This window comes from Sporosarcina psychrophila (assembly GCF_001590685.1).
GTDB lineage: Bacteria > Bacillota > Bacilli > Bacillales_A > Planococcaceae > Sporosarcina > Sporosarcina psychrophila.
Genome location: NZ_CP014616.1, coordinates 3,733,993 through 3,749,066, shown reverse-complemented (window position 1 = coordinate 3,749,066; position 15,074 = coordinate 3,733,993). Strand labels below are relative to the sequence as shown.

Annotated in this window: 10 protein-coding genes; 9 read left to right on the top strand and 1 reads right to left on the bottom strand. The window is 41.8% G+C overall.

Features of this window, described 5'->3' with window-relative positions; all coding sequences use genetic code 11:
• The first annotated feature begins 52 nt into the window (after window positions 1–52).
• From aceA to AZE41_RS17745, 7 genes are all read left to right on the top strand, one after another.
• The gene (gene aceA / locus AZE41_RS17770; protein WP_067212254.1) at window positions 53–1,333 is read left to right on the top strand and encodes an isocitrate lyase; all 1,281 of its coding nucleotides are present in this window, start codon (window positions 53–55) and stop codon (window positions 1,331–1,333) included.
• A 103-nt stretch (window positions 1,334–1,436) separates the two neighbouring features.
• Window positions 1,437–3,026: a malate synthase A gene (gene aceB, locus AZE41_RS17765; protein WP_418064830.1), complete on the top strand. Its 1,590-nt coding sequence runs from the start codon at window positions 1,437–1,439 to the stop codon at window positions 3,024–3,026.
• A 7-nt stretch (window positions 3,027–3,033) separates the two neighbouring features.
• A complete protein-coding gene (gene yhfH / locus AZE41_RS22885; RefSeq protein ID WP_399628794.1) occupies window positions 3,034–3,198 on the top strand; it encodes a protein YhfH in 165 nt (54 codons plus the stop codon).
• A 141-nt stretch (window positions 3,199–3,339) separates the two neighbouring features.
• Window positions 3,340–4,506 carry a pyridoxal-phosphate-dependent aminotransferase family protein gene (locus AZE41_RS17760; RefSeq protein ID WP_067212249.1) on the top strand — a complete coding sequence of 389 codons (1,167 nt, stop codon included), beginning with the start codon at window positions 3,340–3,342 and terminating at the stop codon, window positions 4,504–4,506.
• Window positions 4,507–5,151: 645 nt separating this feature from the next.
• Window positions 5,152–5,529 carry a MerR family transcriptional regulator gene (locus tag AZE41_RS17755; RefSeq protein WP_067212247.1) on the top strand — a complete coding sequence of 126 codons (378 nt, stop codon included), beginning with the start codon at window positions 5,152–5,154 and terminating at the stop codon, window positions 5,527–5,529.
• A 4-nt stretch (window positions 5,530–5,533) separates the two neighbouring features.
• A complete protein-coding gene (locus AZE41_RS17750) occupies window positions 5,534–7,060 on the top strand; it encodes a class I adenylate-forming enzyme family protein (RefSeq protein WP_067212244.1) in 1,527 nt (508 codons plus the stop codon).
• Window positions 7,032–8,702, top strand: coding sequence for an acyl-CoA dehydrogenase family protein (locus AZE41_RS17745; RefSeq protein WP_067212242.1), 1,671 nt, complete (start codon window positions 7,032–7,034; stop codon window positions 8,700–8,702). The genes AZE41_RS17750 and AZE41_RS17745 overlap by 29 nt, the downstream gene beginning before the upstream one ends.
• Window positions 8,703–9,296: 594 nt before the next feature.
• Here AZE41_RS17745 and pulA read toward each other — a convergent pair.
• The gene (gene pulA / locus AZE41_RS17740) at window positions 9,297–11,420 is read right to left on the bottom strand and encodes a type I pullulanase (RefSeq protein WP_067212240.1); all 2,124 of its coding nucleotides are present in this window, start codon (window positions 11,418–11,420) and stop codon (window positions 9,297–9,299) included.
• A 546-nt stretch (window positions 11,421–11,966) separates the two neighbouring features.
• Here pulA and glgB point away from each other — a divergent pair.
• Together glgB and AZE41_RS17730 are read left to right on the top strand one after the other, a co-directional pair.
• Window positions 11,967–13,886: a 1,4-alpha-glucan branching protein GlgB gene (glgB, locus tag AZE41_RS17735; RefSeq protein WP_067212238.1), complete on the top strand. Its 1,920-nt coding sequence runs from the start codon at window positions 11,967–11,969 to the stop codon at window positions 13,884–13,886.
• Window positions 13,886–15,031 carry a glucose-1-phosphate adenylyltransferase gene (locus AZE41_RS17730; protein ID WP_067212235.1) on the top strand — a complete coding sequence of 382 codons (1,146 nt, stop codon included), beginning with the start codon at window positions 13,886–13,888 and terminating at the stop codon, window positions 15,029–15,031. Before glgB ends, AZE41_RS17730 begins: the two co-directional genes overlap by 1 nt.
• Window positions 15,032–15,074: the final 43 nt, after the last annotated feature.

Genomic DNA, 15,074 nt, shown 5'->3' with positions numbered 1-15,074 from the left:
TTAATTTCATAACTGGTTGAACATAAAAAAACTGGAAGGTGTGACTGTAGATATGACTAGACAAGAGCAGATTGAACAATTGGAGAAAAGCTGGACGGAGGATAACAGATGGAAAGGAATTGAACGTCCTTACACTGCCGAAGATGTTGTGAAACTGCGTGGATCTGTTTTAATCGAACAAACACTGGCAACAAAAGGTGCAACTCGCTTATGGAGTTCATTGCATGAAGAAGATTTCATCAATGCTCTTGGTGCTCTAACAGGAAATCAAGCTGTTCAACAAGTAAAAGCTGGACTTCAAGCAATCTATCTAAGTGGGTGGCAAGTGGCGGCAGATGCAAACCTTTCGGGTCAAATGTATCCGGACCAAAGTTTATATCCGGCAAATAGTGTTCCTTCTGTCGTCAAACGTATCAACCAAGCACTTCAACGGGCTGACCAAATCGACCACTCAGAAGGACGCGTAGACGGTTTTGACTGGTTCGCACCAATTATTGCAGATGCTGAAGCAGGTTTTGGTGGACCACTTAACGTATTCGAATTAATGAAAGGCATGATAGAAGCTGGAGCAGCAGGCGTTCACCTTGAAGACCAACTTGCATCTGAAAAGAAATGTGGACACTTGGGCGGTAAAGTATTGCTGCCGACACAAAATGCAATCCGTAACTTAGTTGCTGCAAGACTTGCGGCTGACGTTCTCGGCGTACCAACTGTTCTTATTTCACGGACAGATGCAGATGCAGCAGATATGGTCACAAGCGATATTGATCCAGTAGATGCTGAATTTCTTACTGGAGAACGTACGCCTGAAGGATTCTACCGGACGAAACCTGGTATCGATCAAGCGATTGCACGTGGATTGGCTTATGCACCTTATGCAGACCTTGTCTGGTGTGAAACATCGCATCCATCTCTGGAAGAGGCACAACAGTTTGCAGATGCAATCCATGCGAAATTCCCTGGGAAAATGCTTGCTTACAACTGCTCGCCTTCATTCAACTGGGAAGCAAATTTGGATGAAGCGACAATCGCGAAATACCAAGTGGAACTCGGTAAAATGGGCTACAAATTCCAGTTCGTTACACTTGCGGGCTTCCATTCATTGAACCACAGCATGTTTAACCTTGCACATGACTATAAAGACAATGGAATGGCGGCCTATTCAAAACTGCAACAGGCTGAATTTGCTAATGAAGACAAAGGGTACACAGCGACTAGACACCAACGTGAAGTTGGAACAGGTTACTTCGACGAAGTGTCACAAATCATTTCTGGCGGAACATCTTCTACAACCGCTATGAAAGGCTCGACGGAAACTGCGCAATTTGTTTGATCTTTCGGTGCAAGTTGCTGCCACAATTCGAAGGGCATGAATGGTATCGGTAATTGGGCACCAACAACAATCGGGGAGGGTGATCAATCTGTCTACGAATCAAGTGACATCTCATACTATAAAAGTTTTAGGCGAACTGACTGCTGAAAGTGAAGAGATTTTAACGCCGGAAGCACTTGCATTCCTACAATCTCTTCATGATAACTTTGACGAAAGACGGAGAGAGCTTTTGGCTAACCGGCAACAGCGTCAAAGTAGCATCGACAGTGGAATAAAACTGGATTTCTTACCCGAAACACAATCTATACGGGATGGGGATTGGACAATTGCATCCCTCCCGCATGATCTGCAGGACAGACGAGTGGAAATTACAGGTCCTGTCGGTCGGAAGATGGTCATCAATGCATTGAATTCAGGTGCAAAAACATTCATGGCTTGTTTTGAAGATGCAACATCTCCCACATGGGCAAACATGTTGGAAGGACAGCTCAATATGAAAGATGCCGTTCGGCGGACGATTGAGTTTGAACAGCATTCCACTGGAAAGACATACAAGTTGAACGATGAACCCGCGGTGCTCATGATACGGCCGCGCGGATTGCATCTGCTGGAAAAGAATGTCGTAATTGATGGAGAGTCGATTGCAGGAAGTTTCTTTGACTTCGGATTGTACTTTTTCCATAATGCCAAGGAATTAATCGCTCGCGGATCTGGGCCATATTTCTACCTACCTAAGCTTGAAAGTCATTTGGAAGCAAGATTGTGGAACGATGTGTTTGTCTTTGCGCAGCAGCAACTTGGAATTCCAACCGGTACAATTCGGGCAACGGTGTTAATCGAAACGATTGCGGCGGCATTTGAAATGGACGAAATTCTATATGAACTTCGGGACCATTCAGCAGGTCTCAATTGTGGACGCTGGGATTATATTTTCAGCTATATTAAACGGCTGCGCAATCAACCGGACGTTATCTTGCCTGATCGTGGGCAAGTAACGATGACATCGCCATTCATGCGGGCTTATACATTGCTTTGTATTCAAACCTGTCATAAGCGCAATGCACCGGCAGTCGGTGGGATGGCTGCACAAATTCCAATTAAAAATGACCCAGAAGCAAACGCAGCAGCATTTGGCAAAGTAGGTGACGATAAACGCCGTGAAGCGACGGATGGACATGACGGAACGTGGGTAGCGCACCCAGGACTTGTCGCGGTTGCGATGGAGCAGTTCAACGAGCATATGCCGACACCGAATCAGATTGGTCGTAAACGAGAAGATGTCAAAGTAACTGCTGATGACCTGTTGGAAGTCCCAAAAGGAACGATTACGGAACAAGGTTTGCGAATGAATTGCAGTGTAGGCATTCAATATATTGCTTCTTGGCTCAGAGGGAACGGGGCAGCTCCTATTAATAATTTGATGGAAGATGCGGCGACAGCTGAAATTTCCAGATCACAAGTATGGCAATGGATTCGTCATCCGCAAGGGAAACTTAGCGATGGGCCGGATATTACAGAGAAATTGGTTGCAAAAGTATTGCAAGAGGAACTGGAATTAATCAAACAGACTGTTGGTGACACTGCGTTCACTACTGATAAATATGAAGCAGCTGCAGAACTGTTTTCAGCATTAATCGTGCAAGATGACTTCGTTGAATTTTTGACACTGCCGGGGTATGAAAAATTAAATTGATTTACAAATGGAGGTAAAAAATATGAGAGTGGAGGAGATTTATATGCAAACAAACAACAATAGGAAAGAATTGCCGAGAAAAATTTGTCGTGAATGTGGATGTGAAATTGTAGAGCAGATTGAATCCCCATTGTTTGAGTGCGAGCGGTGTATTGGTTCGAATGAAGAGTGACATAGCAACGGCTCTATTCCTACAAGTGGAATAAAGCCGTTTTTACTTGCCTTGATCCAATATAAGAGGGTTTACTCAACAAGTATGGAAGTAGTACTAGAGCTAGTAATTGTATTTTGAAAATAAGTGGGGGGAAATAGAATGAGAAACGAAGAAATGTTACTGATACCTGGACCGACGCCTGTTGTCGATTCCATTTATGATGCGATGGCGAGTGAAACAAGAGGGCATACTGATCCGAGATTTGTTGCAATTTACAAAAATGCGATTGAACAGACACGTGAAATGTTGCAAACAGACGGGGATGTTTTTGTCGTTGCCGGGTCAGGAACGATTGCAATGGAAATGGCGCTTGTTAACACAGTCGCGGCTGGGGAAAAGATATTAGTTGTCAGCCAAGGTTATTTCGGTGACCGGTTCATTAAATTAGGGCAAGCTTTTGGCATTGAGGTGGATGTGCTTCAATCGGAATGGGGCAAGCAATTTACACCTGAAGAAGTGGAGGCGAAACTTGTTGAAGGGCATTATAAAGCAGTAACAATTACGCATGCAGACACATCGACTGGTGTTGCAGCAGATCTCGAAGCACTTGTACCAATCGTGAAAAAACATGGTGCACTTGTCATTTTAGATGGTGTTTGTGCAACGGCTGCGATGGAAGAAGATATGAGTAAAACATACGGCCATCCAGATTATAAAATTGATGTTATTTTGACTGGCTCTCAAAAAGCAATTGGCGTTCCACCGGGATTAGCGATTGTCGCCTTTAACAAAACCGCTTTGGCTGCTAGGGAGAAGATTGAACGCGTTCCGGCTTATTATTGCGATATCTACAATTGGATTCCTGTCATGAACGACCCTTCAAAATATTTTGCAACACCGCCAGTGAACTTGATTTATGCCTATAATGAAGGAATGAGACTCGTTCACGCAGAAGGCTTGTCGACAAGAATTATTCGCCATACGGCATTCGGCAAAGCAGTGCGAGCCGCGCTTTCTGAATATGGCATGAAAGCAATTGCTGATGAAAATGTAGCAGCATCAACATTGAGCTGTATCCTCTATCCTGAGGGTGTCGGCGACTCGGAATTCCGCGCAACGCTTGGTAAAAAAGGTGTGATTGTAGCAGGATCACTTGCTCATTTAGCAGGAAAAGCGTTCCGAATTGGGCATATGGGGAACACAACAGAGGAAATGTTGGAACAAGCGATTGAATTAATTGGTGACACGTTGAATGAAATGGGTCATTCAGTTGATTCGGCGAAGGCAGTTCAGCGGTTTAAGCAAGAAGTACGTGTGGGTGTTTGAGATGGGGCTATCCTTTAACGGGTAGCCTTTTTTTATTGGAAAAAGGGGTGAGCGATTATATAACCCGGTAAGCAATCATATCCGCGTGCGACGCGATCATATCATCAGACACCCGATCATATCCGAGTGCGACCCGATCATATAACCTGGTATCCGATCATATCCGCGAGCGACGCGATCATATAACCAGGCAACCGATCATATCCGCGAGCGACCCGATCATATAACCCGGCAACCAATCATATCGGAGTGCGACGCGATCATATAACCTGGTAACCGATCATATCCGCGAGCGACGCGATCATATAACCCGGCACCCGATCCTATCATCAGACACCCAATCAAATCCGAGTGCGTCCCGATCCTATAACCAGGTAATCGATCATATCCGAGTGCGTCCCGATCATATAACCCGACAACCAATCATATCCGAGTGCGACCCGATCATATAACCGGGTAATCGATCATATCCGCATGCCACCCGATCATATAACCAGGCATTCGATCATATCCCCTCACCACCCGATCATATCCACCAGCTAACTCTATTAATAAATTTCCTTACCCCCCTTGCCATTAACGTTAACGTCAATGTTAAACTACACATATAGTTGAAAATTCCAACACTTCAAAGGGGGAGCTAAAGTGAAGGATATTACTGAAGTTGCCCAGGCATATGATGTGTCGACCCGTACAATCCGGTACTATGAGGAACTTGGTTTGTTGAAACCCGACAGGACTGCGGGAAATAGAAGGATTTATCCGAAAGCAGAGGTCGTAAAGCTGAGACTGATTTTGCGCGGAAAAAGGTACGGATTCACGCTGGATGAAATAAAGGAGATGATTTTACTTTTTGACAAAGATCGGACTGGGATAAAACAATTGGAGCGGACAATCGATTTTGGCAATGAAAAAATTGGACAAGTGGAAGACAAAATTCAGGAGCTCACGGAAATGAAGATGGAGATGGAACAGCTTCTTGTGCAATTCACCGAAAAACTAACCAATTTAAAGGGGGATTAAGGAAATGAACAGTTCACAATTGTTGGAGCGTAATGCAAGAAAATATCCTAAGACTGAAGCGGTTATTGGAATGGGGAAACGCTATACGTATAAAGAACTTGATCAGCTTGTGAATCGTGTTGCGCACGGCCTCAAGCTTCTTGGAATTGGGCGAGGAGACAAAGCTGTTCTATATATGCCAAACGTTCCGGAATTTGTTATCGTCTATTTCGCGGTTCAGCGACTTGGGGCAATCATTGTCCCGATAAATGCCAAGATGACGCTGTCAGAAGTCGAATATGTACTTGAGAATTCTGATGCAAAAGCCTTCATCGCACATGACTTGCTGTTTGAATCAGTAAAAAACCTGGATAGCAATTTAGTGTTAATCAAAACAGGAGCCACCCTAGACGATAAGTGGATCAGTTTTGAAACAGTACTCAATGATAATGATTCCTCAATTGAATGCAATTTACCCGATTCCAGTGAATCGACCATTTTATATACTTCCGGTACAACAGGTAAACCGAAAGGCGTGTTATTCAGTTATAAAAACATCCTAACGGTTGCGCAAATGATTTGTGTGGAGATGGAAATTAAACCGGAGAGTCACTTGCTCATCATGATGCCGCTTAGTCATTCTGCACCGCTCCATCTATTTTTCATGGCGGGGCTGATAGTTGGTGCGACTAGCGTCTTAACACCAACATTCACACCTGATCTTTTAATTGATACTGTTGAACAAGAAAAAACAACACACTTCTTCGGGGCACCCGTCGTTTATTTATTGACAGCGAAGAATCCGAAGATGGAAACAGCTGATTTGTCTTCAATGAAATGGTGGATTTACGGCAGCGCGCCTTTATCGCAACCGGAAGTTGAATTTGTGCAGAAAAAGTTCAAATCGGATAACTTCATCTGTGTCTATGGACTGACAGAAGCGGGTCCAAACGGCACGTTATTGAGCGCAAGTGAACATAAAACGAAAGCAGGCAGTATTGGAAAACGGGCGGCGCTTCACGCAGAGTTTAGGATTGTTAATCCGAACGGGGAAGACGTGCAACAAGGCGAAGTAGGGGAAATTCTTTTACGTGGGGAAGGCAATATGCTTGGCTACTATAACAATATAGAAGCAACGGCTGAAACATTCATAGGGGACTGGTTGAAAACAGGTGACTTGGCGAAAATAGATGAAGACGGTTACATTTGGGTTGTCGACCGGAAAAAAGATCTGATCATTTCCGGTGGAGTCAATATTTACCCGAAAGAAGTTGAAGAAGTACTAATTACACATTCGGCAATTAATGAAGTGGCAGTAGTTGGCGTGCCGCATCCGGAATGGGGCGAAACGGTTAAGGCTTATTTTGCGGCCAGTGAGGTGCTTAATCTAGAAGAGGTTAAACAATTTGCGCAAGAACAGCTTGCGCAGTATAAAGTACCGCGTTTGTATGAACAAGTTGAGGCTCTACCGCGTAATGCATCCGGCAAGATATTAAAACAACCATTGAGAGAAGGCGAAGTAATTGGTCTTACAGCAAAGGTCGGAAATTGAAACACCATTGAATTTCTTTGAGCACGATGAGACATTACAAACACTATTAAAAGAATCCTTGTCTCCTAAATTTTACGATTATGCCCATTCAGAATTAACGAAATTTGGTTCACTAGTTGCCAATGAAATCGATGAACGTGCCAAACATACTGACCGTGAAGGGCAACCCCGTCTTGAAATCTATGACAAGTACGGAGATGATCGTTCACATGTCTGGGTCAATGAAGGCTATAAAAAGACAGTGGAAGAAACGTATCGGACAGGGATTGTGGGCTATGTTCATAAAGATATCCCGGAACTCGGCCATAAAGGAAACTACCTCTACAGTTTTGCGCAAGGCTACTTATTATCACAAGCAGAACCGGGATTCCATTGTCCTGTGACGTTGACGCAAGCCACAGCTTATTTGCTCGATCATTATGCTAATGAAGCAGTAAAAGAGAAGTTCCTGCCTCATGTTTGTGCAACGGGTGATACGGAGTTATTTGAAGGTGCGACATTTTTAACGGAGAGACAAGGAGGTTCAGACGTAGGTGCTAACGTCGTGAAGGCGGTGGGAGACGGTGAAAACTATCGTTTATCCGGAGAGAAGTATTTTGCATCCAATGCTGGAATGGCAGGCGTCGCTATGGTTCTTGCTAGAATGGAAGGTTCAGCAGAAGGCTCGCGCGGACTAAGTTTATTTGCGGTGCCTTGGAGAAAAGACGACGGTTCACTAAATGGTATTAAGATTCGGAGATTGAAAGATAAGCTTGGCGTGCGGGCAGTACCATCGGGTGAAGTGGAGTTTGATGGTGCTCTAGCTTATGTCGTGGGTGATCCCAAAAAGGGCTTCTACTATATGATGGAAGCGTTGAATTTATCACGAATTTGTAATGCCGTCGCGTCACTTGGCATCATGCGCCGTGCGTTCAACGAGGCCTTGATGTATGCAGAAAGACGCAATGCATTTGGTAAAAAGTTGACTGACTTTCCGATGATCCAGGAAAGTTTAGCGACCATGAAATCGAAGCTTGAAGTCGAACTGGCAACAACATTCGATCTCATTAAGCTCTTTGATAAAGTAACTTCTGGGAATGCATCTGACGAAGAAACTGCATTAAACCGCCTGAAGATTGCGCTCGTTAAAAAAGAAACCGCAGAACAGGCAATCCATTTCGCTCATGAAGCAATTGAAATGCATGGTGGAAATGGCTATATAGAAGACTTCGTCACACCGCGGTTACTTCGCGATGCACAAGTATTAACGGTTTGGGAGGGGACCGCGAATATTTTAGGATTGGAGCTCCTCAGGCTCGTCAATAAATTCAGTGCACACTTGTTATTCATTGACGAAATGACAGAAAGACTAGACGCTGTTCCCGAAAGCTTATGGAAACTACGGATATCCAATGCAGTGGAGACACTAGCAAAAGACCTCACGATATTTGCAAGTTTGAACCCTGACAATCAAACAATCGAAGCAAAGGGATTAATGCGTACTATGGCTTTACTCTATGAAGGGGTCGTTGCGCTTGAATGGTCGGAACAACATGGAGGTCGACATGAAAAGCTGATGGAGATTTTCATCGAAACGAATTGGCCAGAACGAACGATTGGGGAAGTGAAGAGGAGTGTGAAATATTTTAGTGATGTACTGTAACACGTGTTGATTAACCAAAAACAACCCGTAAATAACATGATCACCTACTTGTCGCTACATATTTGTTTCGGTAATCTTATGGTGGTCCTTCATCCGTCGCTCTCCAAAGGCATAGGTACACGAAGTGCTAAGGGTTTTGGGAACTAAAGAATAGCTAGCTTCTTACCTGGATAAAAGTCGCCAAAGATGCAATTTTGGCGGCTGTAAATTTCTGTAAGGTGTTTTCTTTTTTAATTTAAAGAAGTGTCACTTTCTATAAGGCATCACATGATTAGATGCATACTCTTTGCTAAAAGTAAGAAAGGAACGCATTGTAAAACGTGCAAGAGTGCCCGAAATTGCATCTTCGGGCACTTACTATCTGTATAGAATGTCATCTATTCATTACTTCCAAAGCAACCGCATTTTTCCTCAAACAGTGCAGCTACGCGACAGGCAACTATTCGTAACAGTATTACTGAAAAGAGTATGGCTAGAAGTGACAAAGTATCTTCTAGCCATACGGGGTCCCCTCAGAAAATCTGTCATGAATAGTTCGCCGAAAGCGGGATGGAAATGATCAAGTGAAAACGGAGTTTACCTATCCCTTTTTGCTTATTCGATCTCCCGTGATTTCTTCAAGACAACTAACTCGTATGCATCAACAGAAGTAAATTCACCTTTTACTTCCTGTTGCGCTGTGTTCTTATTAAAATTATTATTCGCCATCACTCTCCATATTGCCGATGAAGGTAAGCGCAACTCATAGGATTTTTTTGTTGGATTAATATAGATTGCAAAATCTTCGTTATCTCCAAGTAATGTGAAGCCAAAAACAGGAGCGGGCGTGTCTAATATATATAATCTTCTCCTAATATCTTGGTTAGAAGTAAGGCGAAATACATCATATTTTTTTCGAAGCGCAATCAGCGTTTTAATAAATTCAACATAGTCATTTTCTACTTCTCTTTTCCGCCAATCTAATTGATTGATCCAATCACTGGAAATATAGCTATTCTCATCGCCCTGTTTAGTTCTAAACCATTCTTGACCAGCATGGATAAACGGAATCCCTTGGCTTAATAACGTGATACCGGAAGCAAGTTGGTGCATTTTCTTACGCGTCAAATCGCTGTCTTGATCATTGCTAAGTAGAAGCCGATCCCATAGTGTGTGGTTATCGTGACATTCGACGTAGTTAATTGTTTGGTTCACCTCGGACACAAATGGTGCACCAAATTCTTCTAAAGTGGTTCCAGATACGAGGTGGGGCAGCCTTTCGATGAAACGACCTTGACCATTTACATAACCAGTATCGTGTTTGTTAAATAACTGACCTTTGAGTGAATCGCGGAAGTAGTCATTGAAAAATTTAAGACCTGTTAATTGATTGGAGTGCATGGAAGTAGCTTTCTTTTCGGAAGCTAATGCTGTTGGAAGATCCCAACCTTCTCCTAAAAGCATTATTGGCACTGATTCTTCTTTACAGCGCTCATGAATTTGGTTCATTGTCTCGATATCGATGGCCCCCATTAAATCGAACCGGAATCCATCTACATGATAGTCATTCAGCCAAAATTCAATCGTATCTAAAATGAATTTCCGGGCCATTGCTCGCTCTGTTGCAAAATCATTACCTACCCCAGTTCCGTTGCTAAGGCTTCCATCACTGTGATAACGGAAGTAATAGCCTGGAACAAGTTTTTCAAATGGTGATTCTTCCATGATAAAAACATGATTATAAACGACATCAAGGATGACCGCGATTTCTGCCTGATGAAACGCTTGAATCATCTTTTTACATTCAATGATTCTTGCTACGGGGTCATTAGGTGTTAGGGAATAACTGCCTTCTGGTACTTGAAAGTATAATGGATCGTACCCCCAATTATAGTCATCGTTCGGACTAGTCTCATCTATGCGTGCAAAATCATTAATTGGTAAAAGTTGAACATGCGTGCAACCTAATTCTTTCATATAAGTGAGCGCTGTTGAAAAACCATTTTTTGTCGTTGTAGCTGTTTCTGTCAAACCTAAATATTTACCTCGATTAACGACACCGCTTTCTTCTTGATTGGTCGCGTCTCTTACATGTAATTCATAGATAATTGCATCTTGTAAATTCTGAAGTTTTGGCCTGTTTCGTTTGTTAAAGTTAGGTGGGTCAGTTCTAGCAGGGTCTATAATCACGCTTTTTTCACTGTTAGCAAGCATAGCTTTTGCATAGGGGTCATTCAAACGTGTCGTTTGTCCATTGACAATAACCTTATAATCATAAGAAAAACCATGCCAATCACCATCAATTTTTAGTTGCCATAGACCACTTTTTTGTCGATTTAATAAAAAATCACGATTATCTAAATTTAACTTTACAGAAGTAGCCGTCGGGGCCCAAATAGAGAATGTGGTTGCGGAGTGTTCATAGTCAGTCCCTAATTTAGTAGTCAAATCAGCATAGTGCTGATCAAACCAATCCGTTCGGACGATTGCTCTAGGGTAAACAGGGACCTTCGCTGTGCCCCATAAGAGCACAAGACTTTCTCCGATTGGCAGTTCTTCTAAAAGAATAATCCTTACGGTGGAATCGGCGTTTACTTTTTCAACCTTTGTCGAAAAATACTTCTCTTTTGCTGCCCAATAAATGACGGGAGGTTCTTCCGTGTGCAGCAATATAGATATATCGTTCACGATAACGGTTAACACGTGAACATCATCGATCCAAGCTACATGAGTTTCCACAAAAGCAACCCCTTTTCTTGTTTGAATCTAACATACAAGACGTATGGACGCCGAGTTCTCTATTGCCAATACCTAAAACCTACCTCCGCTTTTGCCATTCATACTTGCTTATTCCTAGTATATGTTCTACCCCTATTTTAAGAAACTTACTTGAATTTTAACCAGGAATTAATATATTTCCCTAAAAAATAGTTGTCACATTATTCTAAAACTAAGTAACGCAATTGATTTCTATATGGATGTGGAGTCAGAGTTAAGTCATTCATTCGACATTAATTTACATTAAATTTACCAATAAAAGAAATTTGTAGAACGATTTAACATTCATTTACATAATTATCTGCTAATATTAAAATTGGTGCAACCCTTACTAATAAGGGTTCTACATTACGACTGTAGCTGCATTAGATCGTGAAAGTTGTTTCTTTTTTTATCGAGCTATTACAAAGAAGTGAATGATAAAAGATCCATGACAAAGAAGAACTAGTCATATTCATATACCATCCTGAATATAATCTTAATTGGCTCAAGAAAGGAGTCAGCACGATGTATTACAATATTTCAGAACAGGACCTATTTTTATTTCACCAAGGTACTAATTATCATAGTCACCAATTATTAGGTTGCCATACGATTGAATGGGAAGGTACTCAAGGCTATCGGTTTGTAGTGTGGGCACCTAACGCTAAAGAAATTCATGTAGTCGGTGACTTTAATCAATGGAAAGGCAATTTACACCCATTAAAGAGAATCACGAACGAAGGGTTATGGATTGGTTTTTATACGGACATTCCCGAAAACATCCCTTATAAATATGAAATTGAATCGGAGAATGGTCAAGTGCTACTGAAAGCAGATCCATATGCTCTTCAATCTGAGCTTCGACCTAAAACGGCATCTTTAACCCCGATTCTATCCGGATATGAGTGGAGTGATGATGATTGGCAAGAAGAAAAGAAAACGTTTGATGTTTATTCATCACCCGTATCGATTTATGAAGTTCATCTAGGCTCTTGGAAAACAAACGTAGACGGTGAATTTTATTCATATCGCGAACTTGCTGATCAATTGGTTCCTTATGTAAAATCGCTAGGTTATACACATATTGAATTACTCCCACTTGCGGAGCATCCATTTGATCTGTCGTGGGGTTATCAAATAACTGGTTATTTTTCTGTCACGTCTCGTTATGGTCCACGTGATGAATTTAAATACTTTGTTGATCAGTGCCATCAACAGAACATCGGTGTAATTATGGACTGGGTTCCTGGTCACTTTTGTAAGGATGATTTTGCACTTCGTCAATTTGATGGGGAGGCATTATATGAATATGCCGATCCTCGTAAAGCTGAAAAAAAGTTGTGGGGAACATTAACCTTCGACTTTGGACGACCTGAAGTACAAAGCTTTTTAATCTCTAATGCACTTTTTTGGTTGGAAGAATATCATATCGATGGAATTCGTGTAGATGCAGTAGCTAGTATGCTCTATCTTAACTTTGATAAATCGGAAGACAAGGATAAAATCTACAATTCATACGGTGGAGATGAAAATCTTGAAGCATATGCCTTTATCCGCAAATTAAATGAAGTTATTTTTTCATATGAGCCTGGGGCAATGATGATGGCTGAAGACAGTTCAGATTTACCACTTGTTACGGCACCTACACATGTAGGAGGGCTTGGTTTTAATTTCAAATGGAATATGGGCTGGATGAACGACACGCTTACCTATATGGAAGCAGATCCAGTTTACCGAAAATGGCATCACAATCTACTAACTTTCCCATTTATGTATACACATACAGAAAACTTTCTACTACCGCTGTCACACGATGAAGTCGTTCATGGTAAAAAATCATTGCTCGATAAAATGCCTGGTGATCAGTGGCGGCAGTTTGCAAACCTGAGATTACTTTATGGCTATATGATGGCGCACCCTGGTAAAAAGTTATTATTTATGGGAGGTGAGCTAGCACAGTATGCTGAATGGAAGGATCAAGAACAATTGGATTGGCAACTTTTAGATTATCCGCTTCATAAAGCAATTTTTAACTATGTTAAAGCGCTCAATCATTTCTATCTGGAATATCCTGAACTTTATGAATTAGACCATAATACTGAAGGGTTTGAGTGGATTGATCCTCATAATATCGATCAAAGTGTGATTGCTTTTCGTAGACGTAGTACAAGCCCAGGGGAAGAACTAATCGTTGTCTGCAATTTCACACCGGAAGTCCTTTTTGACTATAAAATTGGTGTGCCCACTCCTGGGACTTATCAAGAAATTTTTAATTCAGATGCTAGTCAATTCGGGGGATCTGGACAGGTAAACGATGCTGACCATTTTAGCATTCCGCAAGAATGGCACAGATTATTACAGCATATAAAAATAAAGGTACCACCATTAGCTATCACAATTTTTAAATGCAAAAAAGTACCTGAATTTATTGAGGAGGCTAATTAATGAAAAATTGTGTAGGCATGTTGTTGGCTGGTGGAGAAGGGAAACGTTTAGGCAAATTAACGAACAACTTAGCGAAACCAGCAGTGCACTTCGGAGGTAAGTATCGAATTATTGACTTCACGTTAAGTAATTGTGCCAACTCAGGACTTCAGACATTGGGCGTGATGACTCAATATTCACCACTTGAATTAAATAAACATATTGGAAATGGAAAACCGTGGAACTTGAATCGGCAAAACACTGGTGTGACGATACTTTCCCCTTATACCGCAAAAGACGGAGGAGACTGGTATTCTGGTACGGCTGATGCAATCTATCAAAACATTCATTTTATCGACCGGCATGACCCAGAATATGTCCTTGTCATTTCGGGTGATCATATTTATCAAATGGATTACGCAGCAATGTTGGAAGAACATAAACAAACGGGTGCTGATGTCACCATTTCCGCAATTCCAGTGGCTTGGGAAGAAGCATCGCGGTTTGGAATTTTGAATACAACTGATGACATGCGCATCTACGAATTTGATGAAAAACCGCAAAATCCAAAAAGTAATTTAGCGTCTATGGGCGTTTATATATTTTCATGGGCAACATTAAGATCCTATTTGTTGGAGGACGCTGAAAATAATCAATCCAGTCATGATTTCGGAAAGGATATTATTCCATCGATGGTTAATAATAATCTTCGCTTGTATGCGTATCGTTTCGAAGGTTATTGGAAGGACGTCGGTACAATCGAAAGCTATTGGGAAGCCAATATGGACCTGCTGGATAAAGATTGGAGTCTCTTGTTAAATAATGAAAACTGGAGAATATACACCAACGAAACGAACATTCCCCCAGAGTATATCGGGGAAACTGCAGTTGTGAAGCAGTCATTGATCAATTCTGGATGTTGGGTGTGTGGAACAGTTGATAGTTCTGTATTGTTTGAGAATGTAGTGATTCACCCTGATAGCATGGTTAAACAATCCATCTTGTATCCAGGCGTAGAAGTAGGGAAGAACTCGATTCTAGAACGAGTGATTGTAATGGAAAATACAAAGATTCCTGAAGGCACACATATTAGCATTGGACTTACTGAAGAGCCGCTCGTGATCAATCAAGATACTCTGAAGGGTATTTTAGCATTAAGTTATTAGGACATGTAATAAAAGTATAATGATTTGTGGACTGATCTGTGAA